Raw genomic sequence first — 25,542 nt, 5'->3', positions numbered from 1 at the left:
GATGTTTTTGCAAGTTAATTACAGCAATAACCTACCTATTAGGTATCAAGTGGACGTTTTGCCCGACGCACTGCTCTTGGGTGCATTAATGCCTCCAACTGCTGCAAATACTTGGCGATCTTTTTATGCACCGCCTTATCGTCAGTAACCGCATTGTATAACCAATGATATGCATCTTCATAATCATAAGGGCTACCATGACCATCAATAAACAACTCCGCGAGTTGGATTTGCGCTTGTAAATTGCCCAATGAACCAGCTTCTCGCAAATATACGACAGCCTTTTCTTGGTCCTTCTGGACCAGCTTGCCTTGGGCATAATAACGGCCTAATTGCTCCAATGCACTTGGCAACCCCTGCATCCCGGCTTCTTTCATAAAGTTGACACCACGCTCAGGAGCGGGTTCTACACACACTCCCCACGCTAACATATCACCCCACAAGAATTGATATGCAGGGATTTTTAACACCTCTGCCTGAGCCTCAATATCCTGAACCAACTGGCATCTATCAGTGACGACGCGGTCTAAATGTTCATTTTTCTCAATCATGCGAATAAGCGCATCCTGAGAATATAATTGAACTGCTTTAAGTTCTTCTGCTGCAACTGCTTTTTCACATGAGAAAACAAACAGTAAGCTCAACATCAAGCACCTTAATTTCATGACGGCTCTCTTTCTTTACGGGACACCAACGTTAAAAACGATACGCTTTGCTTGTTCTATGTATCGACCAAATCGAACAGAGCTTGAACTATCGCAGCTCAAGAAAGTGGCTTTCAAAATAACTTTCAAGCCCCATTAACAAATGCCAAGAATGTCATACAAAAAACGCACCAAGTTAACGTTTTTTTGAATGCGTTAGTAATCTTCCTGTTTAAATACAAAAATGCAGGCAAAACTTAGCTACAAACCGTAAGTAATAAAACTCATATTTACGTAAAATCAATACACATGCCAAAAGCACGTAAATAATTTACCAAATAGAACTTAATATCAACCACACCATTCTAAATCGTCAAAGATTATAACCCTAATTAAAATTTGAGAAACACTTCCACCATCTAAAATAAATCTTTTGAATTATTTCTATTTAAATCCTACTTTTAATAAAGATTCGATAAAACGAATTTCGGTTAATTTTTTATAGAGAGTTCACAATGTTAGCCAGTTTATCTATAAAACAAAAGCTTCTATCCATTTCTACCGCTCCATTAATTCTATTACTTGTAATGTTGTTACTCCTTATTTCTAGCAGTATTGATGATTTAATTGAACACGAGTCTAAAGCCGCTGAACAAATGATTGTCAATAACAAACAACAAGAACTGAAAAACATCATTGCGGTTGCCCTATCCATAGTAAAACCCATATATGAGCAAGGTGGAACAAGAGAAGAAGCTGTTGAACTCCTTAGTCGGATTTCGTTTTCCAGCGACGGTTATATTTTTGGTTATGACACAAAAGGCAACCGAATTTTTAATGGAAATAACAAAAAAGGGGTAGGTGAAAACTTCTGGAATCTAAAAGACTCAAAAAACGTATATTTAATTCAAGAACTAGCTAAAGCCAGTCAATTAAATGGCTTAGGTGAAGGTGAAAACTACGTTAAATACCACTTTCCTAGATTGGGAAAAACAGAACCCTCTGCAAAGCTTTCTTACGCTATTTATTTAAAAAATTGGGATATGTTTATCGGTACTGGAATTTACATTGATCGCATTGAAGAGCAAATCAATGTCTTCGAAGAATCACTGCTAAATTCTCGCGACACATTAATTTCCTCAATGCTAGTGACATCCATTATTTTACTGATTGTTTTAGTCTCCATTGCCATGTTCTTCAGCCGCTCAATCATCGTGCCTCTAATCGAAGTTTCTAACTCTATTGGCGAGTTAGCAAAAGGAAACGGCGACCTAACTCAACGTATAAAGCCAAGAGACAAACATGAAATGGGCGCTCTCGCTCAAAACTTAAATAGCCTGTTGGAATGCCAAACAACGCTGATTGGTAGTGTTAGAAATGTCGTCATCAGTGTAGAAAAAGAAAGTAATATTGTGACCGAAGAGGCCAGCCGAGTTGAACAGTTCAGCAAAGAGCAACACCGCACTATCGAACAAATTGCCGCAGCAACAACAGAAATGTCGCAAACTGCTGAGCAGGTTTCCAGCAATGCCTCTGACGCTGCCTCCGCCGCTAACGAAGCTGATGACAAAGGCAAGCTAGCATCAACAATGATTGAAACCAGTTGCTCAGAAATGAGTCAGCTGAATAATGAAATTAAACGTGCTAGTGGTGTCGTTACTCAAGTCGGCGAAGATGTTGAAAATATTAGCTCTGTACTTCAAGTTATCGAAAATATCGCCGAACAAACCAATTTGCTGGCATTAAATGCAGCCATTGAGGCAGCAAGAGCAGGCGAACAAGGGAGAGGTTTTGCCGTTGTTGCCGATGAAGTAAGGAACTTGGCAAGTAAAACCCAAGGGAGTACAGAAGAAATTCAAGAAATGATTTCTAAACTACAAACAGGTTCTCGGTCCGCTGTTTCCGTGATGGGTGAAAGCATTAAACGTTGTGATGACACAGAAAAAAGTATTCGTGAGACATCTTACAAACTATCCGATATCGTCAATGCCATTGCGAGAATGAACGATGTTAATGCCCAAATTGCCGCAGCCGCCAAAGAGCAAAGTATCGTTGGTAATGAGATTAATGAAAGTATTGTTCATCTATCCGATCACAATTCGGAATTGAGTGAAATTGCCACGGCAAACGGACGAGCCGCTAAAACCATGGTGGAAAAAACGTGCGAGCTAGAAGCCGCCGTATCAAAATTCAAGATTGACTAATGCTCCCAAAGTTGGGCATTGATTCGGTTCTCGAGTCAATGCCATTTTTTACTGCAATGGCATTACCCCAAAGCTTCTGCACAAAAAAGCACTTTCAATTTACACCCATAAAAACCGATTCTAATGAACCCTCTCATTTTCTTTAAACATGTGTTTTCAATTTTGTAGTATTCAACTACTACCAGATACACAATACAAAGTGTTTAAATAACTGAGATAGTAAAAATTTGCACTAAATGAGTTTTTATTACTCTGTGATAAGGATAGGTCAAGGATGGAACAGAGCTAAAGTTTAGCTTTCTCAATAGTTTCATCGTTTTTGACATTGGATGTAAAAAAATTGACCCACAGAATACCCTCTGTGATTGATTCATTATTTTGTAGTGGGTTAAATCATTTCCGGTAATGCTGTAGACTTCCATCATATTTAATTCAATTTGTTAAGGTTCGGGGGAATAGACATGTGCCAGCTTTTTATTGGGGCTAATCGTGAATTATGGCAATCAAGCACTCGCTCAATGCGTGTGGATGGCGTGGTCACTTCTATTCGTCTCGAAACTTTTTTCTGGGACACGTTAGAAGAAATCGGATTTAGAGAAGATCTATCGGTTTCCCAACTTATCACCAAGCTCTACCTAGAATCGATAGAAGCAGGGCACAACATCAGCAACTTCACCTCATTTTTACGTGTCTGTGCAGGACGCTACCTAGCATTAATTGCTGACGAAAAGCTACAACGTGACATGTCAGCCTCTTTGGCTAATGTAGATGCAGATGGATTAATTGGTGAAGAAGACTCACTAAGAGAACAACGCAAGGCGCTCTTCGCAAAAAAAGAGTTAGCAATTCAGTAACCTCGCTATCAATAAAATGTTGATTGCACTGCTTCCAGTTTTTAAGTCGATATTTAGGTTTAGGTATGAGGAAAGAACAATAATGATTTGGTGATCTGATCATTGAAAGAAGCAAAAATTCAAATCATTTTGTCAACAAATCCAAGTTTTGACAGCAAACAACTCAAATAGAATTCCCTTCCATCCTATTCTTGTAACGCTCATAATGCGCGCAAATTCTGACGAGCCTTATTAAAAGGCAACCCGATTGAGTATCCCCGATGGAAATTAAAGTAGATTATTTAGACAACTTGCGCCTCGACGCCAAATTCGACGACTTTTCAGTTATCGCCGATCAGCCCATTCGCTATAAAGGCGATGGCTCAGCCCCAAGCCCTTTCGACTATTTTCTTGCCTCATCGGCCTTGTGTGCAGCGTATTTTGTGAAGGTTTACTGCAACGCGCGGGACATTTCCACAGACGGCATTCGAGTTGCCCAGAACAACATCGTTGACCCAGAAGACAGATACAAACAAACCTTCAAAATTCAGGTAGAACTACCTGAGCATATTTCGGAAAAAGATCGCCAAGGCATTTTGCGCTCTATTGACCGCTGCACCGTGAAAAAAGTGGTGCAAACCGGCCCAACCTTCATTGTGGAAGCCGTGGGAAACCTAGACAACGATGCCCAAGCCATGCTCACCGTTTCTCCCGATGCCACGCATCAAACCTTCATTGAAGGAAAAGACGCGCCACTTGAGCAAACCATTGCCGACATGACCGCCATCATTGAATCCTTGGGCATGAAAATTGAAATTTCATCATGGCGAAACCTCGTCCCGAATGTATGGTCATTGCACGTGCGCGACGCCGCATCGCCCATGTGCTTCACCAATGGTAAAGGTGCGAGCAAAGAAAGCGCCTTATGCTCAGCGTTAGGTGAATTTATCGAACGCTTAAACTGCAACTTCTTTTACAACGATCAATTCTGGGGCGAAGACATCGCCAACGCGGAATTTGTGCATTATCCCAATGAACGTTGGTTCGCACTCACCCAAGATGACGCCATTCCACAAGGCTTGCTAGACGACTACCTGCTCGACGTTTACAACCCCGATGGCGAATTGCGTGGTTCTCACCTTATCGACACTAACTCGGGCAATGCAAAACGTGGTATTTGTGCCTTACCTTTTACTCGCCACTCCGATGGCGAAACCGTTTATATTCCCTCAAACCTGATTGAAAACTTGTACTTAAGCAATGGCATGAGCGCGGGCAATAACCTCACTGAAGCCAAAGTACAATGCTTGTCCGAAATTTTTGAGCGTGCAATTAAGCGCCAAATTATCGAACAAGAAATCGTATTGCCAGACGTGCCAAGGTCCGTACTCGAAAAATACCCCAGCATTATTGCCGGCATTGAAGCACTCGAAGCACAAGGCTTTCCTTTAGTGATTAAAGATGCTTCGTTAGGCGGGCAATACCCAGTGATGAACGTCACCCTAATGAACCCGAAAACGGGGGGTGTATTTTCCTCATTCGGCGCGCACCCAAGCTTTCAAGTGGCACTAGAACGCAGCTTAACGGAACTACTACAAGGCCGCAGCTTTGAAGGCTTAAATGATGTGCCGCGGCCTACCTTTAACAGCATGGAAGTCAGCGAACCGGAAAATTTTGTTGAGCATTTCATTGATTCAACCGGCGTCATTTCATGGCGTTTCTTCAGCAGCAAAGCCGATTACACCTTCTGTGAGTGGGACTTTTCTGGTGAGACAGAAGAAGAATGTGAGCACTTACTTAGCATTTTAGCTGACATGGGAAAAGAGGTTTACATTGCCGAGTACGACCTGATTGGCAAAGCCTGTCGTATCATTGTTCCTGAGTTTTCCGAAGTCTACGGCGTAGAAGATTTAGTGTGGGACAACACCAATAAAGCCCTGCACTTTAGAGAAGACATCTTAAATTTACATCGTTTAAACGACGCGCAACTCGACGCCCTCGCGCAACGATTAGAAGACAGCGAGCTCGACAACTACACCGACATCGTGACCTTAATTGGCGTGGAATTCGACGAAAACACCGTATGGGGACAGCTCACCATTTTAGAGTTAAAAGCCCTCATTTACCTTGCTTTAGGTCGCCAAGAAGACGCCATTGAATTGGTTGAAATGTTCCTACAGTACAACGACAACACGGTTGCGCGCCGCCTATTCTACCAAGCGGTTCATGCTGTGCTGGAAATCACCTTGGATGATGCTCTAGAAATTGATGACTTCATTGTGAATTTATCGCGTATGTTTGGCGAAGACGTTATGCAAAATGTAGTGGGTACAGTGAATGGCTCAGTGCGTTTTTATGGTCTGACAGAAACCAACATGCAACTTGAAGGCTTAGACAGACACCAACGCTTGCTACAAAGCTATAACAAGCTGCATCAGGCTAGAGCGAAGCTTTACAGCCAAAAGTAAAACCCGCTGCTTTTCATCAAATAAAGCAACCACGGATAGAGCGGGCTTTTACGCCTGCTGCTATCCAGTGCATGAGCATTTTCAACGCAAATCCACCTACAGCGCACCATAACAGTGCAGCCTGCACTACTTTCTTGAATCAAAATAAACCATTTGGTCAGGTTTGACCCAAAATAACAGACTAACCCTTTGTTTTATATGGAAATACATCAAATGGCTTGGTTTATGCAGGTTTGTTTTTTACGCAATCACCGAAAAACAGCGGTGACATAAAACAACAAAAGCATACTCAAGCGAGGAATAAGATGGACATAGGTGTATTCATTCCTATTGGAAACAACGGCTGGCTAATTTCTAAAACATCCCCGCAATACAAACCCTCTTTTGATCTCAATAAAGAAATTGTGCTTAAAGCCGAAGAATACGGCATGGATTTCGCCCTTTCGATGATCAAACTCAGAGGTTTTGGTGGTGAAACCGAATTTTGGGATTACAACCTTGAGTCGTTCACCTTGATGGCTGGTCTTGCTGCTGTGACTTCAAAAATCCAACTGTATGCCACTGCGGCCACATTGGTTTTGCCACCCGCCATCATGGCCCGTATGGCAACCACCATTGACTCTATTTCCCACGGACGCTTTGGCGTCAACCTTGTCACCGGCTGGCAGCGCCCCGAGTATTCACAAATGGGCATGTGGCCGGGCGACCAATTTTTTGGCAACCGCTACGATTATTTAGATGAATACATCAAAGTGGTAAAGGAACTGTGGGAAACCGGAAAAAGCGATTTTAAAGGCGAACATTTCCAAATGGATGATTGTCGCATGTTACCTAAACCTCAACGCGACATTCCCATTATTTGCGCGGGCCAAAGCGCCGCTGGCATGGCCTTTTCTGCCAAACACGCTGACTACAACTTCTGCTTCGGCAAAGGTTTAAATACGCCAACAGCCTTTGCACCTACCGCAGAGAGGTTGATAGAGGCCGCCGACAAAGTAGGCCGAAACGTAGGCTCTGCGGTTCTGATGATGGTAATTGCCGACGAAACCGACGAAAAAGCCATGGCAAAATGGGAAATGTACAAGGACGGTAAAGATCAATCCGCTTTAGACTGGATGACCAACCAAGGTGCAAAAGACAAAACCTCAGGCAAAGACACCAACATTCGCGACATGACCGACCCCACATCGGCGGTAAACTTAAACATGGGCACATTAGTAGGCTCGTACGAGTCAGTCGCTCAAATGCTAGATGAAGTGGCAACGGTTCCCGGCTGTGAAGGTGTATTACTTACCTTCGACGACTTTATCAAAGGCATGGATGACTTCGGCACCAAAATTCAACCACTTATGAAGTCTCGTGCGCACATTGGCGTGGCAAACACCAAGAAAGCCCTTGATGCCGAAGGAGCCGTTTGATGTTAGAAGATCACGAGGTGGCCGGTTATTTTCACGCGGAAAGAGATGACCTGCTGATTTTACCGGCAAAACCCGAACCACTCGCAATCGACCCGGCACAAACCGCCGTTATTGTCGTGGATTTACAAAATGCCTATGCCAGTAAAAACGGGTACTTAGACAAAGCCGGCTTCGACGTTTCAAGCACTGGCCCAGTGATAGAAAACACCATCAAAGTCATTGCTGCTGCGCGAAAAGCCAACATGCCGATTGTGTTTTTCCAGAACGGCTGGGACCCAGAATATAAAGAAGCAGGCGGCCCCGGTTCTCCAAATTGGTATAAATCCAACGCCCTAAAAACCATGCGCAAAAACCCAGAACTTAACGGCACCTTATTAGCCAAAGGCACATGGGACTACGACCTTGTTGACGAACTCAAACCGCAAGAAGGCGACATGGTGATTCCAAAGCCACGCTACAGCGGCTTCTACAACACCAATCTCGATAGCATGTTACGCAGCCGAGGCATTCGCAACCTCGTTTTCACCGGCATTGCCACTAATGTGTGTGTTGAATCCACCTTACGCGACGGTTTCTTTTTAGAGTATTTCGGTGTGGTGTTAGCCGATGCCACGCATCAAGCCGGCCCAAGCAGTATTCAAGAATCAGCGCTATTTAATATCGAAACCTTCTTTGGCTGGGTTTCCAGTGTCGAAGACTTTTGCAGTCTGATTGACAATAACACTGAGTCTTCAAACTAACGCGATTAAAACAAAGCACAAAACCACATCAGAACAACAGGATAACATCATGAGTAAAAAATCCATTATTCCAGCCGGTACCGGCGCACCACTTGCCCCTTATGTGCCCGGCTCTATGGCAGACGGCGTTTTATATGTTTCCGGCACATTACCTTTCGATAAAGACAACAACGTGGTTCACGTAGGCGATGCCGAAGCGCAAACCCGCCATGTTTTGGAAACCATTAAGAGTGTGGTGGAAGAAGCCGGTGGCACAATGGATGACGTGACCTTCAATACCATTATCATTACCGACTGGGATAACTACGCCGCCGTAAATAAAGTGTATGCCGAATACTTCCCCGGCGAAAAACCAGCACGCTATTGCATCCAAGCAGGCTTAGTAAAACCGGAAGCCTTGGTAGAAATTGCTAGTTTTGCGCACATCGGATAACCCATTGTGTATTATGAAATTCATGGCCCACAAGTCTCTAATACTAACCAACGAGACATCGCCAGCATTAATGTACCAACAGTATTACTCAGTTCAGGCTTGGGTGGCTCTGCCAACTTTTGGCAGCCTCAAATTGCAGCCTTAAGTGAACAATACCGCGTTATCGTTTACGACCAACGCGGCACAGGGCGCAGCCCATTTACGCTTCCACAAGATTACAGCATCGATCACATGGCGCAGGATGTTTTAGCATTAATGCAAAAGCTAGAAATAGAAGCCTGCCATTTTATCGGTCATGCCTTGGGCGGGCTTGTGGGGTTACACCTTGCCCTACATCACCCTGAAAAGCTGGAAAGCCTCGTTCCCATTAACGCATGGAGCTGCCCAAACCCGCATACATTAAGATGCTTCGACATCCGTAAATCGCTGCTAGCCCATTGTTCCGCCAGCGACTATTTAAAAATGCAGGCACTACTGCTTTACCCGCCAGACTGGATCGCCAAACACGTTCATACATTAGAGCAAGAAGAACGTCATATGTTGGCGCACTTCCCAGATAAAGCCAATTTGCTGGCGCGCATAAAAGCATTAAGTGAGTTCAATATCGACGATGCACTGGCAAGCATACAAACCCGCACCTTTGTATTGGCCAACAGCGACGACACCTTAATTCCTTGGAAGTGCTCGCAATCTTTAGCGCGTAGATTACCCAACAGTAGCATTTCAGTGCTGGACTACGGCGGTCATGCGTCCACAATCACAGTGCCGGAGATCGTGAATAACTTGTTACTTGCGCACTTGCAGCAGCCCACCCTTGATTAACCCAATATTGATTCACTAAAAACTTAAAGCAGTGTTTAGATTAGCTCGAAGGATTTTACATTTATGACCACACAACTCACACCAATTACGCCAGAAGCTTACCGTGAAGGCATGAGCAACCTTGCTGGCGCAGTGAATGTCGTCACCACCGACGGCCCTGCCGGAAAAGCAGGCTTTACTGCCACCGCAGTGTGCAGCGTAAGCGATGATCCCGCCACTTTATTAGTGTGCTTGAATCGCAGCACCTCAGTGCACAGCGTTTTTAACGAAAACACGCATATTGCTATCAATACATTGATGCCTGAGCACGAGCCGCTTTCCAACTTATTTGGCGGCAAAGCCCCCATGCAAGATCGTTTTGCCGCAGGCAACTGGGAAACCTTAACCACTGGCGCGCCCGTGTTAAGTAACGCCGCTGTAAACTTCGACTGCATCATCACCGAACGAGAAAGCGTAGCTACCCACGATGTTATTTTCTGCCAAGTCATCGACATAAAAATCAACCCGCAAGCGGGCGCGTTACTGTATTTACACCGTGCTTATTGCCCCATTCCATCATCCCAATAACAGCAAGCAAATGTCGGCAACCCAGCAGCATTGAAACAACTCACGTATGACCGAGTAATCTTATGGAAAACCGCAACAAACCCAAACATTACGACTCAGATTTGTGGAACCCAGATTTAGCCCCAACCACAAGGGAACAAAGAACGTGGAATTGGGCGCATTTTGCCTCCCTTTGGGTCGCCATGGTGGTTTGTGTTCCGACTTACATGATGGCGGCAGGGTTGGTTTCAGAAGGCATGAACTGGTGGCAAGCGGTGCTAACCGTATTGCTCGGCAACATCATTGTATTAGTGCCCATGTTGCTTATTGGTCATGCGGGCGCAAAACATGGCGTACCATTTCCAGTGCTATTAAGAGCATCCTTTGGCACCAAAGGCGCAAACATTCCAGCCATTGCCCGAGGTTTAGTGGCTTGCGGCTGGTTTGGCATTCAATGTTGGGTGGGCGGCTCAGCTATTTACGTGATCCTCAACGCCCTTACTGGCGGTTCACTAACAGGGGAAATACTCCCGTTTTTAGGCATCGATGCCCTACAACTGTTTTGCTTCATCGCATTTTGGGCTTTGCACCTGTTTTTCATTAAATACGGCACAGAATCCATACGCGCACTGGAAACCTACGCCGCGCCTTTCCTAATTTTAATGGGCTTGGCCTTATTACTTTGGGCCTACCTTAAAGCAGGTTCCTTTGGCGATATGCTTTCTGCACCATCGCAATTTGTAAAAGGTGGCGCGAAAGAAGGTGCGTTTTTCTCGGTATTTGCGCCGGGACTCACGGCCATGGTTGGTTTTTGGGCAACAATGGCTCTCAATATTCCCGACTTCACTCGCTTTGCCCAATCTCAAAAAGACCAAATACTCGGGCAAATGATAGGTTTGCCACTGCCCATGGCCCTGTTTGCTTTCATCGGCGTTGCGGTAACATCTGCCACCGTCAGCATTTATGGCGAAGCCATTTGGGATCCAGTTGTACTTGCCAGCAAAATGGGCGGCATTGGCGTTGTTGTTGCCCTTGGCGCGTTAGCACTTGCAACCCTAACTACCAACCTTGCAGCAAACGTTGTTGCTCCTGCTTATGGTTTTTCCAACCTCAGTCCGCAAAAAATCAGCTTCAAAACAGGTGGATACATTACCGCCGGATTAGGCATTGCCATCTTCCCGTGGAAGCTCCTTGAAACCTCTGGCGGCTATTTATTTACGTGGCTGGTCGGTTACTCTGCGTTGCTTGGCCCCATTGCAGGCATTCTTATCGCCGACTACTTTTTACTTCGAAAATGCCAGCTAAATCTAGACGACTTATTCCAACACCAAGGCGAATACGGTACGAATTCACAAACCCAAAACGGCTGGAATAAAGCAGGCATTAGCGCTTTTATACTAGGCGTATTACCCAACCTTCCGGGCTTTTTACATGCCGCAGGCGCAATCAGCTCCATTCCGCTAATTTTCGATGAACTTTACGCTTACGCTTGGTTTGTGGGCTTGTTCCTCTCAGGTGGTATTTACTGGCTACTAACACGCAAGTAGTGTTTAAAGCCTATTGGCAGCATACACAGCACCAAACCATTGCAAGCAGCCCAATTATGGATAATATAAACACCTTGCAATTCAACTCTGCGGAAGCTGTTTTCCTCTTTAGGTTATCCCGCTTATAAAACCTGCTGGAGACACAATGGATGTTTTTTTAAAGTTCAATAGGAATAACATAGAAGACAGGCAAATAGACACTCTAATCGGTCTTTGCAAAGGCATAACCGCAAATGGACTAGTCGACCAATTAGAAGCAGAATTTCTACAAACATGGTTAGTACAAAATCGCATTTCAGAAAACCCTATTATTCACAACCTTCTCGAAAAGGTTAGCGAAATGCTTGAAGATGGCGTTCTCGATAGCGATGAAGCAGCAGAGTTATTAGCAATACTTCGTAGTATTTCGGGGGAACAATCTGAACTGGGCGAACTATCTAAAACCGCATCACTACCTTTATGTTCTCCGAAACCAGAAATCATTTTCGAAAACAAAACTTTCCTATTCACAGGAAACTGTGCCTTTGGTAGCCGCAAAAAATGCCAATCGGCCATTACGCAGTTAGGTGGAATAAACGCCAACAGCGTAACCAAAAAATTAGATTATTTAATATTAGGCACTTATGTTACCGACAGTTGGTCCCACGAAACATTTGGCAGAAAAATTGAAAAGGCCATCGAATATCGCGATTCAGGACTGCCACTTTCCATCATTAATGAAGAACACTGGTTAGACTCAAGTGGGCTATTGAATACCGATTGATAATTAAGGAATAAATAGTGAAAAAAGAATTTAAATTGCTTAAATCCATGTGGGAAAAAAAAGAAAGACAATTGGAGCTTATCGTTCCTAAAGTCACTACAGATGGAATAACAGGTTCATTGAACAACGGCCACTGGGCCTATCAAGTAGGCTACGCTTTTCGAAGCGCATTAAGTATTAGTTACGATGAAAGAGTTAAACTCAAAAAGCCTTATATGGTATGGACTCAAGGCCCAAACATTCACTTTAAAAGCGGTGATTTCATTATTTCAAGGTGCCAAACTAAAGCCATTCAGGTGATAGCAGGAACTGGAGTTGAGCGGGATAAAGAAACAAACAAAATGGACTTAGGCAGTGTGACTTACGACACCTTTGACAAGACCCTAACTGGTTGGAAAAAAACAGGGACACACAATCATAATCAAATGGCGTTTTTAGCTTTGCTGATATCTGGGCAAGCTTTAAGCGTAGAAGAAGTATTGAAAGAGGAGTTGTCACCAGAAGAGCAAGGAGATCAACCCCTCGTCGATTTGCCGTCAGCAGACAAAGGACTAACCAGCCCTTTACCAGACAATGGCAAAGAAGAACCAATACAAACGAGTCTGTTTTAAATGGAACACTACATATTAGTTCAAAACTATCAATCACCTGTAGAGAATTAGGAGCAAACCCGCAGCTGCGGAGCCTAAACTTAGGCTTTAAAACAAATGAAAAAACGCATTCATGACACGAATGATATGATATTGACGCTTTAAATCATCACCACATAAAACGCCTAGAACAACAGCAGACTTGAAAAAAAACATCCCCTCTGCTATTAAACAATTTCAGGATGTTAAGCGACTTCAATTTATTCAGATTAAGGAAAAATATGCTTCGGTTCAGTACTCTCGCTTTTGTATATCTTTCTTATTTATTTCAAGCTGTTGCAGTAGCTCAATCTTCAACATATCAAAAAGGCGAAGCTTACGATTGTACCGGCGTTGAGATAGAAGAAGTCGACCCAAGCACACTTACTATTGAAGAACAAATCGCTCTATTAGACGAAGCCCTTCTCGATTCCGTTGACCGCTATTCTAATTGTATCAATGCCGTTCAATCCAAGATGGCTGCCTCCTCCGGTGGTGGTGGCAGCGGCAGCGGTGGTGGAAATGGTTCGGGTGGCGCAGGCGAAGGCAGCGCATCACAAGAAGGCAGCGAACAAGACGGTTCTGAACAAGGCAACTCTGAAGAGGGTACAAAAGAAACAGAATCGCTAGACGAAATGAACGAAAGCAGTGAGATTAGTTCGCCTAACTCGGGAACGTCTACCCCGGTAAAAAATACCAAAGGCACCACAGGGGCTAAGGACAAACTCATTCCACCTAAAGACAACGACAACATTGTTTGTGCGCTGCTTTGGGATGAGATCTCATCGTCAACCGATGCCACCGAAAAGCAAGGGCTCATAAAAGAATATGAAGACCTTCAATGCGGAAAGTAAAGAATTAAAATAAACCTAAAGGAGTAACTCTCATGCGTTCCAAAGCAGTCAGTTTTATGGCAAACGCGCACAAAAAACTAGCAGTTGTCATTTGTTCTGCGGTACTGTCGCTTGCTGGATGTGTATCAACCACTGTCACCCAAACCGGTCCTGTTGCTGTTGGCCCCGGTTCCGCAATGAGCTCAGGTCCCAAACAGCGCACTTATAGCTACAATTCCAACATTTATTTGAATGTTGCTGTTCCTGTGTTTAACCCCGGCTTCCCATTAGATAAAAGCACCGGACAAATTGATTACGATGAAATGGGCGAGCAAGGCATTTGGCCACAACTTCGTCGTTCAGAGGCAAAACGTTTTGCTATTAAAACCAAAGAAGCCTTGGAAAAAACAAAATCATTTAGCGCTGTCAGTGTTGTACCCAACGCCAATACCACCGCCGACCTTTTCGTTTTAGGAACGATTTTACAATCGGATAGCGAAACCATTGAACTTGAAGCAATGGTCATGGACAGCTCAGGCGAAATTTTAGGCCAGAAAACCTTTGAACACCGAGTCTCTAAACACTTCTTCCGCGACCAATTGAACGCCGAGAAAAACCCTTACGGTGAAGTTTTCCAACAAATTGGCGACTATGTTTACAGCCTCATTATTTCGTTACCAGATGCCGCTAAAAACAAGATAAAAGAAACCACGTTGGTTCGTTATGCGCAGTACTATTCGCCAGAAGAATTCGATAAATACATCAATACATCCATAAAAAGAAAAGGCGGCACGCAATACTACAAGCATGAATTGGTTGGCACACCTGCTGAGCAAAACAAAATGCTAAAACGCATTGAAACGCTAAAAGCACAAGACCAACTGTTTGTTGACCAGTTACAAGACAACTACGATGCCTTCGATGCAGAAACCTTAACGGCCTATCGCACATGGCAAAAAGAAACCCTGCCAGATGCGGTCGCGCGCAGAGAAGCAGAAGAAGAACGTAATACCAAGGCTGCTTTTGGTATTGGTTTGGCAGTCATGAGCGCGGTTCTGGCAAGCAACAGCAGCTCTAACGCTGGCAATATCGCCACAGCAGCAGGCGCGTTAGGTTCTGCCAAGCTTTTAATTGATTCATTCAAAGCCAATGAAGATATGAAAGTTCACAGTGAAATCATCGACGAACAAGGCCAAGGTCTTGATCTCTCGCTAAGCCCAACTGTGATGGAATTCAACGACAAAACTGTTGAACTAACCGGTACTGCCTCTGAGCAATACGAACAATGGAAAGCACACTTAAAATCCATTTATGATTTAGAAGCAACGCCGAACAGGCAGCTTTAAACATTAATGCCATCACGCAACAGTGTCAGCTAATGAGCTGGCACTGTAATTTTGATATCAGTAAAAAATTAAAAAGATGAATCAGGACGAAAACAGCACTCTGTCTCAGGATGAAAAAATCAAGCTAAAGGCGAAAACGGATAACCAATCTCGCATTAAAGCTATTAGCATTACATGTGGTTCAGTACTCATTCTCGCACTGCTTTACTTTGTCTTTACACAGTTATCGGCAATGAATAACACCGACGCCGAGCAAGCCACAACACAACCCGACGTTGTTAACGCCCAAGTTAACAGCGAAGAAGCAAGAGAAGCCTTCAAAAACGCGTTAACGCAATTCGAACAAGAGATACAACCGTATTTAGAAAATGTCGGCCTCGCAAATTGGGCAGGAAACGAACACGCGCAGCTCATTGCCGACAAAGACGCATTAATCGCCAGCTTTGCTTCTGGCAGTTACGCCACGGCACTCACCCAGCTTGAGGCATTATCCCAAAACACCGCATCATTAGTCGCAAAATGGGAAGCCGCCTTTGCAGAAGCCATGCAACAAGCACAAGAAGCCTTCGACCAAGATAGAATTAATTTATCGCAACTTTCCCTACAAAAAGCCATCGACATTAACCCAGAAGCGCCCGAAACCAGCGCACTACAATCTCGAATAGATGCTTACGCCAAAGTTAGCGAGCTAGTAAAAACCTACAAAGTCGGCGTTGCTGAGAACAATCTAGAAAAACAAATAAACGCCTTGCGCAGCGCCTTGCAACTGGACCCTCAACGAACAGATCTCCAGCCATTGCTAGCCTCTGCCGAAGCCGACTTTGCCGAACAAACATTAAAGAATGCGTTGTCAACGGCACAGCAAGCCATTGCCGAAAAAGACTACTCCAAAGCCATTAGTGCCTATCAAACGGCCCAAGCCATTGCACCTGAACGAGATTCAGTAAAAGCCCTTGGCGCTCAACTTGCCAAGATTAATCAACAAGTTGCCTTAACAAACACATTAAACAGCATCGCAGAGCTGGCTAAAAATGATCAATGGCAAGAAGTACTCAGCCAATCCACACAAGGCTTACGCACAACCCCAAACAACACCACATTGGCCGACATGAAAGAAAAGGCCACGGCAATTTTAGCGATGCAATCCAAGCTTCAAGGGTTTATTGCTCGCCCAGCACGCTTAACCGATGAACGCATTCAATCGCAAGCGAAAAGCACCTTAAAAGAAGCCATTCCCTTGATGAAGCATTCCGCGTCACTCACTCAAGACATGAAAACATTAGGTGGACTAGTAAAAGACATGGGAACTCCCATCGACTTAACCGTTACCTCAGACAACCGCACCCACATTATCGTAAAAGGTGAAGGCATTATTGGCAAAACACGCAACAAAACCGTGGCATTGCCGCCGGGCACTTACACCTTAGAAGCAACAAGAGAAGGCTACAGAAGCAAAATGCTAACCGTCACATTGTCTCCTAACCAACCTGCACCAAGTGTTCATCTTGTGTGCGACCAAAAAATATAGGGCAGAGGAGAAAATCAATGACTCATTCTGTTGATGAAAAACTCAAAAAAGCGCAACGAAAAGGCGCGGTAAATTATGTGGCAATTGGCATTATTTCCGCCATTGTTATTATTGGCTTCTTGTTCTGGTTACTGCTGGTAAAAGGGTTCGCCATTATTGTTGGCCCCGATAACGCCAAGCCCACTGCCAGCATTGTAATTGAGCAAGGCACAGGGTTTGTATCCGACAACAAAGTGTACGTATTAAGCGGCAATGCCAGTATTATTGTGTCGGCGGAACGCTTCCAACCCAAAACCGTTGCCCTAACTCCCTCGTCACCCAGTAATGTTGAAGTGATTTTGGAACCCAGCCCAGCCACCTTACTGGGCAACGTTAACGCAGAGGATGGCGACACCACTTGGTACGTTAACAACCAACTCAAGGGTGTAAGCCAGCAAGTGAGCATTGCCTTACCTCCTGCCAGCTACGACATCCTCATTGATAACCCTTACTACGCGCCGTATAGCACAAGCTTAGAAATGGAACGTGGCTTGGAATACAAAGTTGAAGCACAACTCGACAGTATTAGTGGCACAATGCGCTTAGAATCCGAGCCAAGCGGTGCGGAAGTGTACATAGACGACGAGCTTTTTGGTAAAACCCCACTGGAAATTGAAGCCGAAGGCGGCGCTTACTCAGTTCGCCTTCAATACGCCGGTTTTCAAGATGTTAACGACAACATAGAAGTCACCAACCTAAATAAAACGCCTTCACGCAAGTACCAACTAAAGCCGAAACAAGCAATATTGACAGTAACAGCCGAGCCCGAATACGGCTTATTATTAATTAACGGCACAGAACATAAATTAGGCGAGATTTCGCTCGATTCAGGGGTAAAACACACAATAAAATACCAAGCAGATGGATTTTATAGCTTCTCTCAAACCCTGACGTTAAAGCCCGATGAAAGGAAAAACCTAGATATCAAACTTAAGCCTGAAATTGGCGAAGTGGATATCACTTCAAGCTTACCCGCTAGCGTGTTAGCAAACGGTCAACTACTAGGCGAAACGCCATTAACCATAGAAGCCTCAGCCGTCCCTATCACCCTAGAATTTAGCGCCAATGGCTACCGCAGCATTCAAAAAACCGTGACCCCTTCCGGCAAAAAAACCAAGAAGGTGCATGCCGAAATGCTGACAGAATTTGAAGCACGCCGTAAAGAAGGGCGACCATTATTCGTTTCCACATTAGGCATAGAGCTGGCGAAATTCAGAGGTAATAACGTCACTATGGGATCGCCGCCGGGCGAAATTGGGCGCAGCTTGAATGAACACCAAGTAAAAGTGAACTTTACCAAGCCATTCTGGGTATCGAAACACGAAATCACCGAGGCGCAATTCCGCGCCTTCGACCAAAGCCGAGACAACACCTCGCTACCCGTTACTGAAGTAAGCTGGCTTGATGCGGCAAATTACTGCAACTGGCTGAGCGATAACGAAGGCTTACCGCGTTTTTACGATATTGCCAATGGCAAATTGGTTGGCTTTAACGCCGATTCAACAGGCTACCGTTTACCCAGCGAAGCCGAATGGGAATGGCTAGCGAAAAAAGCCAAGCGCTCTACAGAAACCACCTTCATTTGGGGCAACGGCGAGCGCATTCCTAACAATGTCGGCAACTTAGGCGACCAATCAATTCAAGGCTCACAGCCCATTATTTTAAAAAACTACAACGACGGTTTTGTTGGCAAAGCCCCGGTCGGTAGTTTCAAACCAGACCGCGCAGGATTATACGATCTAGTTGGCAACGTATCGGAATGGGTTCACGACCTTTACACCAATGCACCGCCGGACACCTCAACCGTGCAACAGGATTATTTAGGCGCAAAACGCGGCCTGCAAAATGTGGTGAAAGGAGCCAACTTCCAATCTGGCAAACTCAAAGATTTACGCGCCGCGAAGCGCATATTTGCCGATTCAGGCTCGGAAGTCATTGGCTTTCGTATCGCCCGATATCAATAACAGGATAAGCCATGAAAAAGTTAAGCAAACGCCTTATTTGGACCGCCATATTTACCGTTATCTGCTGCTCAGCACTCGCAGCAGTAAAAGTCAGTCTAGATTCACCCGCCACTTTCCCTGTGGATATTTAAGGAGCACCTCATGAGCAACAAGCACGACGCAAGCATGAACCCAGACTGGAAAGTCCAGCTAGGTGGCTTTTTAGCAATTGTGGCGGTTGTCCACTTCTTTTACCAAGGCATTATTCTGCCTTCTGCCGATGCCGCCATTGCTGCATTTGGAGCAGGAGCAACCACTAACGGCTGGGTTATTTTAAAAGACTTCGAACAGCAAATTTGTATCACCCTTGGCCTTTATTGCCTTGGCTTAATGCTGTTCAAATACTTACGTTTATTCAACCAAGAGCCGCTTTACACCTACGATTATTTGGAAGATCACGATAAAAACGAATCCCTTGATGTTGATGCCGCGCTCACCCGCCTAGAGTCTAGTGAGTTTAGCGAAACCAGCTCAATGGCAACGTGGATTGACTGCCTTCGCCGCTTTCGCAATACCGGCAACGTGCAACACGCCGCCGACGCCATCCGCGATAGCATGGAATCCCTAGGCGAACAGCTTGAATCGGGCAACAGCATGATCCGCTATTTCATTTGGGCCATTCCCAGCGTTGGCTTCGTTGGTACAGTACGCGGTATCGGCTCGGCTCTTGCTAAAGCAGAAGAAGCGGTGTCCGGCGACATTTCCGGCATGGTAGACAAACTCGGCGTTGCCTTTAACTCAACCTTAGTTTCCTTGGTTATCTCCATTATTTTGATGTTTGCTTTGCACAACCTAAACAATCGCCAAGAACAAATGGTGATAAAAACCCGCAAAAACTGTGAAAAGCGCCTGCTAACTCACCTTCATAAGTAAGCAGTTATGGCAGAAAAACGCAAAGAAGACGGATTCAACGTATCATTCCTCGACGTGATGGCCTGCGGCCTTGGCGCGGTGTTGCTGATTCTGATTTTAGTGAAGTTTTCCGCGAACACCTCCATTCCAAGTGATGAAGTGGAACGCTTAAAACAAGAGCTAAATGCTTCGGCATCACAAGCTTCTCAGCTACAAAAAAGCATTGATGAAGTGAATGACAAAATCGCTATGGAAACCGACAGCGCAGAAGAATTAAAGCGTAAAATTGAGGAATTGAAAATTCAGCAAGACGCGGTTTCCAGAGCGCTGGCCGACAAAAAAGCGGTTGTGGCAAACCTAGAGCAATCCATCGCTGCCGCCGCCCCCAAGCAATCCGATGATTTAGTCAAAATCGACGGCGCAGGCGAAGAGCAATACTTACTTGGATTAAAAGTAGAAGGCGAACAAATCGGCATTTTGCTCGACATGAGCGCCTCAATGACAGATGAAAAGCTCATCGACATCATTAAACGCAAAGTTGGCTCCGACCAGAAAAAAACGCAAGGGCCGAAATGGCTTCGCACCAAACGCATAGCAAAGTGGCTGATAGCAAGGCTGCCCAAAACCGCCAAAGTCAGCCTTGTTGCCTTTAACGATAGCAGCCAAGTGCTTGGGTTACGCCCCGTCAATAGCGCCAAAGTACAAGCTTCAGTACAAGCGCTGGTAAAAGACATCGACACCCTCATTCCGCACAATGGCACAAATTTGATGCAAGGCTTAAAAGCCATTAAAAAAGCCATGCCGCAAATGACCGATTTATATGTGGTCACCGACGGTTTGCCTACCATGCTAGACGATGGTTCCGGCTTCAGAACCTCGCGTAATTGCAAACCCCTTCCAAGTGCCAAAACCATTAGCGGCGAATGCAGAATGTCGGTTTTTATGCACACCCTCAATCACACCATACCAAAAGGGGTAAGAACTAATATTGTATTGCTGCCCCTTGAAGGCGAGCCGCACGCCCCTGCCGCCTATTGGAACTGGGCCGACTTAACAGGCGGACTCATGATTAGCCCTGCGGGGAGTTGGCCATGAAAAAACGCGCTCCAATTGAAGTATTTAGCTTATCGTTTCTGGATGTCATATCCTGTGCGTTTGGCGCAGTGGTGATGCTCATTTTGCTAGCGAAAAATGGCGACGAAGGCGACTTTAACGACGCCAGCCAAATATCCGAATTAGTACAAGCGCTAGCTGCCGCAGAACAAAGCGTTAGCGAGCTACAAGGCGCAATGTCGGACCAACTTAACCAACTGCAACGCGCCGCGGCTGAGTCCGCAAGCAACGCCGAACAAGCCGATGCCTTAGAAGCCGACATCGCCCGCGCCAAAAACAACGTGCAGCAGCTCACCGACCAAGCTTCCGGTTTGCAAGTCACGCGCGAAGATCTGCAACGTGCCAGCATTAATGTTGGCAAAGCCAAGCAGCGAGACGAAGAAGTCGGCGGAATTCCGGTAGACTCCGACTACGTGATATTCATCATTGATACTTCTGGCAGCATGAAAGACCTTTGGACCAAGGTCCTCAAAACCATGAACGAAGTGCTCAACAGCCACCCGCAAGTGAAAGGCTTTCAGGTGATGTCGGACAACGGCGAAATTCTGGGTCGCAGCCCTGCTGGCAGTTGGCGTAACGACACCCCATCACAGCGCCGAGGCGTGTTGGCAGCCATGAAACGCTGGAATGGGTCTTCAAGCAGTTCACCGGTTGAAGGCATTGAAGAAGCTTTACGCATTTACGCAGCTAAAACGTCATCTTTGGCCTTATACGTGTTCGGTGACGACTACACTGGCGGCTCCTACGACACCACACTAGAGCGCATTAACAAACTCAACACCAACAAGCGCACAGGGAAGAAAATAGCAAGAATTCACGGCGTTGGTTTTAAACCTCGCGGCACGAACATCAACGGCAACGCACTGAAATTCTCCACATTAATGCGAGAAGTCGCTAAGCAGAATAACGGCACCTTTTTAGCACCTTAAATTCAAGGTTTGGGCTTAGCCCCAACGATAAGGGGCTGGGTTTTTGGTGTCAGATGATAGAAACACGTTCTAACGAACAAAGGTCAGGATCATGTTCTTCAAGTAAATCTTCGAAAAGGCTCCAACCCCTTTCAGCTAAAAAATCGGCTTCATTTTGATAAACAGGAACAAGCCACACAATGACTGTTGAAGGTGAAGATTCAGTAAACTCGATGAAATCTTCATCAAAAAATAACGGAATTGTGCAATAGAGCCCACAAAAACCCAATTCAGCCTTTAACGTTTCATCAAACGGAATCAACTCCCCCCGTAACACCGCCCTATGCCTTGCGATAACAGATTCACAAACCGACATTAGCATTGAAACGATTGGCTCAACATCATCCGTCGTGTACATAGAAAAAACAAACTCTAACCTAACTGACTTATTCTGGTTTATCGCTAGTTCGTGCTTCTGAACACCTAAAGAAAGAAAAGTGGAAACCGTCTCCCCCGGACAATCAGAAAAGGAAACAATCTGAAGAGCGTCCCCATTGGCCTTATCATCTTTCCACCCCTGTCCAATTGATCCTAAATATCTTTCAACATGCTGAAGAAATGTCATTTATATCAGTTTCCATTAATTATCAGAGCGATTGCACTTCGGGCATCTTAAACGAGTATCGGCATTATACTCATCAAGAACTTGTTTACGATTCATATTAGTGAGGTCACGATCTTTCCATTTGGGATTGTGATCATTGTCCCACCCATCATCGCCATTCCGTTTTTCACCTAAATGCGGATTACCCGCGACATCCTTACCACACGTAGGACATTTCTTAGTACCTGGTGCTTTTCCATTATCCGCGTTATCCCATGAATCTTTTATTGTTTTCTTGCGGAAAGAGCTAGGTCTTTTAGTCACTTTAATACTGACATTTGGATTTGACACTACTTTCGAACTGGTTGCCGCACTCCCAGAACCACCTAACTGACCAGTAGCAGAAGCACTTCCACTCGCATTAAAGCCGTCCCCCGCTGCCGCCACTTGCGTACCTTTTGGCCTCGCCCCTGTTTTGCTTGCCGTTTTCGCAGCGGACTTGGTCGCCGTATTACTCGGTACGCTTGGGGTAGATGCAACGCGCGCATCAAGTGTTTGTTTTACCAGCTTATTACACTGGCTTTTACTGAGGTTTTTACACTTTTTATTGATGATTTTTAATGCCGCTTTTCGCTCCGCTTGGGTTAGCTTAGATGCATTTTTCGAGGCTTGTTGCGAGCGTTGTGCGAGCTGTTTTTTGGCGAGTTGTTTTTTCGCAACATCGGCTTTACGAGGCGTGTTTTTTGCGGCGAGTTTGGCTTTATTCTTATTCTTGAGGGTTTTACTGGCTTTTTGAGCGATGGACTTTCCGCCCTTTTTTACCTTGTTCTTAATTTGCTTACCGGCCTTTTTAGCAACCGCCTTGGCCGCCTTCGACTTCACCGCTTTTTTCGCCACCTTTTTAGCAACAAACGGGACAACCGCCGATGCCTGAAACGATGTAGCCGAAACCGACAACAAAAACAGAGCTAAAAACACCTGATTCCAATACTTCACACAAAAACTCCTTTGCTCACCCGAACAGCCACTAATCCTATGCACTTAGTGTAAATAAAGAACAAAGATTCGCCAAATATAAAATTTACCCACAACGCAATACTGGCGACTGATAATGCGTATCGATTAGGCCAAGGAACCAATCCGCGTAATTCCAAAGCTGGCAACCTGCCCAATCAAAATTAACAATTAGCGCCCCAATAACAGCAGTGGCAAGCAAGCCACTATAAAACAGGTGAACACGCTTTTTTTGTTGATGTTGCATAACCGTATAGCCGTGGTGGTGTTGGTCCTCATAAAAATGCTGATATGCCTGCTGTTTTGCATGTCCAAGGGGGAAAAGTGTGATGCTAACAAGTAACAATACAAAGTGAATAACGGTTGGCACTAAAGTGGATAGCACCATAAAGTGAACCCAATAATATTGGTTATAAGTAGCGGGGTTAACCATGCCTTGCAGAATATCGGCAAAAGGCAACAGTGGCGGGGCGTTAAACCAAACGGCAACATGATTCGCCAAGGTAATGACCCCCAACATGGTGCTAGTAATAACCAGCATAAAGAATACAGCAAAAATAATATCCACCAGCAAAAACAAAGCCAAAAAGCGTTTTTTAGCGTGATGCTGGCTCATTTGATAACTTAAATAACGGGTAACATTAAGGGAAAGCCAGTCGATGGGGGCATTCAGCAAAGGCAAAATACCGAGCAACAAAGGCACTAGAATAAATACAAAAGTCTTTTCTTCCCCGTAAATAAGAAGTGCCCAACAACTCGCCATTAAATAAGTGAGGCTGATTACGGCAAAATACAGGTTTTGCTTGAATACAGTTCGACTTTTTCTACCAAAAAAAAATTTATTTGTTAGTTCGTAGAGACCCTTAAAGACTATAACTGCTATCACAAGCACAACAACGCTATCTGAGACACTAGCGGCAGAATATGAAACAGAAATAATACTAGGAACAGCTATAGTGGCGAAGCTAACACTAGTAGAAGTGAAAGCAAAAAAGCCCCCAAAAGCGATGAGAAATAGAATAAAACCACCACCTTTACCAATCGCAACAAGCCCCAAAAAGCCTAGCAACAGATAAAATACCTTTTTCCATTCTCTTTCACTCCTAACAATCCCTAACAGTGGAAATAAAACCATCAGTCCCCCAACAATAAACAACGCTTTATCCCAACCGCTTTCGAATGCTATTAAAGGTAAGTTTGCTAGACGTACTTCGTTGGTTCTTAGGCCATTAACCATCGCAAATAATATGGGGTACACAAAAGCCAACATTAAACAAAAACGGTAACTTCCTTCGCTAAAAAGCCCTGTTGCTAACTGCTTTTGCTGCTGCCAAAAAGCCTTGCCGTTTGCAGAAAGCGAAGGCGCTAGCGCATTTGCCTCGGCATCTGCGTTAACATCTGCTTTAACATCTGCTTTAACATCGGCGTTAGCAACCGATTCAACTTGCCACTCAGGTTCTTTAAAAAAACGTTGAATAGCAGCCAAAGCCCTATGTAACAGCCATTCATAGCGCCCAATAATCGCCTTATTTCGATAAGCCTCAATTTCCTCAAAAAGCGCCTCGGCATTTCTCTTCGAACCTTTTTGCTTAGGAGAAAGCTCGGTTAACCCTTCAAAATCTTTTGGGTGAAGCGTTTTTTGGTAATAATCTAAATAGGCATCCTCTTTTTTCTTGTTTTGAGCCTTAAAAAAATAAACCATAACAGGTAGCAGAATGCTCAAAATACTGGCTATCGATCCCCAAAAGCCTACTGCACCGCCACACATTGCCATTAAGGTTGAAAATGACTGCGTATCATCACCAAAAAAAATGCTGTGAATAGTTGAAAAGGCCGTTCCAAACGAACATTGATCATTGAGCATTTACGCCACGCACTCCATGTTATAAAAATGCATTTACTAAGGTTAAAAAGCGGCGTTACAACTTCCCGCATTGAGGACAACTAATATACCTTTCTCCATCGCGTTTGGCGACTTAGCCTCTGCTGCCCTCACGTTTTATTATTCAATGCTTTTATTTCTAAATAGCTGTGTTTAATTGTCAGTCACCCATAGAGATTTATCGCAAACTCGCCGTGGATACTTCCATGTAGGCTCCACAGCCGCTTCCCTGCGGCTGAGGGTTTGCTCCTAATTCTCTAAAGGTGACTGATAGTTTGGAACAGATATTTAGCCACTCTCCACCCAAAAAATTGTTACTTCATTGTAATCACCAACTCCCTCTTTAAATTAACCTCTTTCATTAACCTTCTTC

The 25,542-nt window shown here is 44.8% G+C and carries 22 protein-coding genes; 18 read left to right on the top strand and 4 right to left on the bottom strand.

The annotated features are described in order from the left end of the window. Nucleotides 1-38: 38 nt before the first annotated feature. Nucleotides 39-647, bottom strand: a complete 609-nt coding sequence (locus HJG39_RS15985) for a tetratricopeptide repeat protein (protein WP_268410645.1) — start codon at nt 645-647, stop codon at nt 39-41. Nucleotides 648-1,159: 512 nt separating this feature from the next. Here HJG39_RS15985 and HJG39_RS15980 point away from each other — a divergent pair. The 18 genes from HJG39_RS15980 (at nt 1,160) to HJG39_RS15895 (ending at nt 21,690) form a co-directional block, all read left to right on the top strand. Beyond that, a complete protein-coding gene (locus HJG39_RS15980; RefSeq protein WP_268410582.1) occupies nt 1,160-2,848 on the top strand; it encodes a methyl-accepting chemotaxis protein in 1,689 nt (562 codons plus the stop codon). Nucleotides 2,849-3,309: 461 nt separating this feature from the next. Continuing rightward, on the top strand, nt 3,310-3,702 hold the full coding sequence (locus tag HJG39_RS15975) for a ribbon-helix-helix domain-containing protein (protein WP_268410581.1): 393 nt from the start codon (nt 3,310-3,312) through the stop codon (nt 3,700-3,702). A 260-nt stretch (nt 3,703-3,962) separates the two neighbouring features. Continuing rightward, nucleotides 3,963-6,149, top strand: coding sequence for an OsmC domain/YcaO domain-containing protein (locus HJG39_RS15970; protein WP_268410579.1), 2,187 nt, complete (start codon nt 3,963-3,965; stop codon nt 6,147-6,149). 305 nt (nt 6,150-6,454) lie between these two features. Then, a complete protein-coding gene (gene rutA, locus HJG39_RS15965) occupies nt 6,455-7,567 on the top strand; it encodes a pyrimidine utilization protein A (RefSeq protein ID WP_268410577.1) in 1,113 nt (370 codons plus the stop codon). Then, the gene (gene rutB, locus HJG39_RS15960; protein ID WP_326849268.1) at nt 7,567-8,307 is read left to right on the top strand and encodes a pyrimidine utilization protein B; all 741 of its coding nucleotides are present in this window, start codon (nt 7,567-7,569) and stop codon (nt 8,305-8,307) included. The genes rutA and rutB overlap by 1 nt, the downstream gene beginning before the upstream one ends. A 49-nt stretch (nt 8,308-8,356) precedes the next feature. Continuing rightward, the gene (gene rutC / locus HJG39_RS15955; protein WP_268410575.1) at nt 8,357-8,740 is read left to right on the top strand and encodes a pyrimidine utilization protein C; all 384 of its coding nucleotides are present in this window, start codon (nt 8,357-8,359) and stop codon (nt 8,738-8,740) included. A 6-nt stretch (nt 8,741-8,746) separates the two neighbouring features. Then, complete coding sequence (rutD, locus tag HJG39_RS15950; protein ID WP_268410573.1) at nt 8,747-9,562, top strand: pyrimidine utilization protein D; 816 nt, start codon at nt 8,747-8,749, stop codon at nt 9,560-9,562. A 63-nt stretch (nt 9,563-9,625) separates the two neighbouring features. Then, nucleotides 9,626-10,129 carry a flavin reductase gene (locus HJG39_RS15945; RefSeq protein ID WP_268410571.1) on the top strand — a complete coding sequence of 168 codons (504 nt, stop codon included), beginning with the start codon at nt 9,626-9,628 and terminating at the stop codon, nt 10,127-10,129. Between the two features lie 62 nt (nt 10,130-10,191). After that, a complete protein-coding gene (locus HJG39_RS15940; protein ID WP_268410569.1) occupies nt 10,192-11,655 on the top strand; it encodes an NCS1 family nucleobase:cation symporter-1 in 1,464 nt (487 codons plus the stop codon). A 145-nt stretch (nt 11,656-11,800) separates the two neighbouring features. Continuing rightward, on the top strand, nt 11,801-12,418 hold the full coding sequence (locus tag HJG39_RS15935; RefSeq protein ID WP_268410567.1) for a BRCT domain-containing protein: 618 nt from the start codon (nt 11,801-11,803) through the stop codon (nt 12,416-12,418). 17 nt (nt 12,419-12,435) lie between these two features. Beyond that, nucleotides 12,436-13,029, top strand: a complete 594-nt coding sequence (locus HJG39_RS15930; RefSeq protein ID WP_268410565.1) for a hypothetical protein — start codon at nt 12,436-12,438, stop codon at nt 13,027-13,029. Between the two features lie 260 nt (nt 13,030-13,289). Next, a complete protein-coding gene (locus HJG39_RS15925) occupies nt 13,290-13,901 on the top strand; it encodes a hypothetical protein (protein ID WP_268410563.1) in 612 nt (203 codons plus the stop codon). Nucleotides 13,902-13,933: 32 nt separating this feature from the next. Then, nucleotides 13,934-15,226, top strand: a complete 1,293-nt coding sequence (locus HJG39_RS15920) for a hypothetical protein (RefSeq protein ID WP_268410561.1) — start codon at nt 13,934-13,936, stop codon at nt 15,224-15,226. A gap of 76 nt (nt 15,227-15,302) precedes the next feature. Beyond that, nucleotides 15,303-16,754: a hypothetical protein gene (locus HJG39_RS15915; RefSeq protein ID WP_268410559.1), complete on the top strand. Its 1,452-nt coding sequence runs from the start codon at nt 15,303-15,305 to the stop codon at nt 16,752-16,754. Nucleotides 16,755-16,771: 17 nt separating this feature from the next. Beyond that, nucleotides 16,772-18,757 carry an SUMF1/EgtB/PvdO family nonheme iron enzyme gene (locus tag HJG39_RS15910; RefSeq protein ID WP_268410557.1) on the top strand — a complete coding sequence of 662 codons (1,986 nt, stop codon included), beginning with the start codon at nt 16,772-16,774 and terminating at the stop codon, nt 18,755-18,757. A 141-nt stretch (nt 18,758-18,898) separates the two neighbouring features. Beyond that, nucleotides 18,899-19,669 (top strand): MotA/TolQ/ExbB proton channel family protein, encoded by a 771-nt coding sequence (locus HJG39_RS15905; protein WP_268410554.1) that lies wholly within the window; start codon nt 18,899-18,901, stop codon nt 19,667-19,669. Nucleotides 19,670-19,675: 6 nt separating this feature from the next. Then, nucleotides 19,676-20,743 carry a VWA domain-containing protein gene (locus HJG39_RS15900; protein ID WP_268410552.1) on the top strand — a complete coding sequence of 356 codons (1,068 nt, stop codon included), beginning with the start codon at nt 19,676-19,678 and terminating at the stop codon, nt 20,741-20,743. Continuing rightward, nucleotides 20,740-21,690 (top strand): hypothetical protein, encoded by a 951-nt coding sequence (locus HJG39_RS15895; protein WP_268410550.1) that lies wholly within the window; start codon nt 20,740-20,742, stop codon nt 21,688-21,690. The genes HJG39_RS15900 and HJG39_RS15895 overlap by 4 nt, the downstream gene beginning before the upstream one ends. A gap of 49 nt (nt 21,691-21,739) precedes the next feature. Here HJG39_RS15895 and HJG39_RS15890 read toward each other — a convergent pair whose 3' ends face one another. From HJG39_RS15890 to HJG39_RS15880, 3 genes are all read right to left on the bottom strand, one after another. Beyond that, nucleotides 21,740-22,294: a suppressor of fused domain protein gene (locus HJG39_RS15890; protein WP_268410548.1), complete on the bottom strand. Its 555-nt coding sequence runs from the start codon at nt 22,292-22,294 to the stop codon at nt 21,740-21,742. 15 nt (nt 22,295-22,309) lie between these two features. Then, nucleotides 22,310-23,269: a GH-E family nuclease gene (locus tag HJG39_RS15885; RefSeq protein WP_268410545.1), complete on the bottom strand. Its 960-nt coding sequence runs from the start codon at nt 23,267-23,269 to the stop codon at nt 22,310-22,312. 85 nt (nt 23,270-23,354) lie between these two features. Beyond that, entirely contained in the window at nt 23,355-25,151 is a 1,797-nt protein-coding gene (locus HJG39_RS15880) for a hypothetical protein (protein WP_268410543.1), read from the bottom strand. Nucleotides 25,152-25,542 lie beyond the last annotated feature (391 nt).

This window comes from Alteromonas sp. a30, from assembly GCF_026788005.1.
GTDB lineage: Bacteria > Pseudomonadota > Gammaproteobacteria > Enterobacterales > Alteromonadaceae > Paraneptunicella.
Note: the sequence above shows the minus strand (reverse complement) of the source record. Positions and strands in the feature narration are given on the sequence as shown.

What these genes read in the sequence shown, in the direction of transcription:
- HJG39_RS15880 (WP_268410543.1), bottom strand. Translation starts at nt 25,151, where the DNA reads ATGCTCAATGATCAATGTTCGTTTGGAACGGCCTTTTCAACTATTCAC.
- HJG39_RS15910 (WP_268410557.1), top strand. Translation starts at nt 16,772, where the DNA reads ATGACTCATTCTGTTGATGAAAAACTCAAAAAAGCGCAACGAAAAGGC.
- HJG39_RS15920 (WP_268410561.1), top strand. Translation starts at nt 13,934, where the DNA reads ATGCGTTCCAAAGCAGTCAGTTTTATGGCAAACGCGCACAAAAAACTA.
- HJG39_RS15900 (WP_268410552.1), top strand. Translation starts at nt 19,676, where the DNA reads ATGGCAGAAAAACGCAAAGAAGACGGATTCAACGTATCATTCCTCGAC.
- rutC (WP_268410575.1), top strand. Translation starts at nt 8,357, where the DNA reads ATGAGTAAAAAATCCATTATTCCAGCCGGTACCGGCGCACCACTTGCC.
- HJG39_RS15970 (WP_268410579.1), top strand. Translation starts at nt 3,963, where the DNA reads ATGGAAATTAAAGTAGATTATTTAGACAACTTGCGCCTCGACGCCAAA.
- rutA (WP_268410577.1), top strand. Translation starts at nt 6,455, where the DNA reads ATGGACATAGGTGTATTCATTCCTATTGGAAACAACGGCTGGCTAATT.
- HJG39_RS15895 (WP_268410550.1), top strand. Translation starts at nt 20,740, where the DNA reads ATGAAAAAACGCGCTCCAATTGAAGTATTTAGCTTATCGTTTCTGGAT.
- HJG39_RS15945 (WP_268410571.1), top strand. Translation starts at nt 9,626, where the DNA reads ATGACCACACAACTCACACCAATTACGCCAGAAGCTTACCGTGAAGGC.
- HJG39_RS15915 (WP_268410559.1), top strand. Translation starts at nt 15,303, where the DNA reads ATGAATCAGGACGAAAACAGCACTCTGTCTCAGGATGAAAAAATCAAG.
- HJG39_RS15925 (WP_268410563.1), top strand. Translation starts at nt 13,290, where the DNA reads ATGCTTCGGTTCAGTACTCTCGCTTTTGTATATCTTTCTTATTTATTT.
- HJG39_RS15935 (WP_268410567.1), top strand. Translation starts at nt 11,801, where the DNA reads ATGGATGTTTTTTTAAAGTTCAATAGGAATAACATAGAAGACAGGCAA.
- HJG39_RS15905 (WP_268410554.1), top strand. Translation starts at nt 18,899, where the DNA reads ATGAGCAACAAGCACGACGCAAGCATGAACCCAGACTGGAAAGTCCAG.
- HJG39_RS15940 (WP_268410569.1), top strand. Translation starts at nt 10,192, where the DNA reads ATGGAAAACCGCAACAAACCCAAACATTACGACTCAGATTTGTGGAAC.
- HJG39_RS15985 (WP_268410645.1), bottom strand. Translation starts at nt 647, where the DNA reads ATGTTGAGCTTACTGTTTGTTTTCTCATGTGAAAAAGCAGTTGCAGCA.
- HJG39_RS15890 (WP_268410548.1), bottom strand. Translation starts at nt 22,294, where the DNA reads ATGACATTTCTTCAGCATGTTGAAAGATATTTAGGATCAATTGGACAG.
- HJG39_RS15980 (WP_268410582.1), top strand. Translation starts at nt 1,160, where the DNA reads ATGTTAGCCAGTTTATCTATAAAACAAAAGCTTCTATCCATTTCTACC.
- HJG39_RS15975 (WP_268410581.1), top strand. Translation starts at nt 3,310, where the DNA reads ATGTGCCAGCTTTTTATTGGGGCTAATCGTGAATTATGGCAATCAAGC.
- rutB (WP_326849268.1), top strand. Translation starts at nt 7,567, where the DNA reads ATGTTAGAAGATCACGAGGTGGCCGGTTATTTTCACGCGGAAAGAGAT.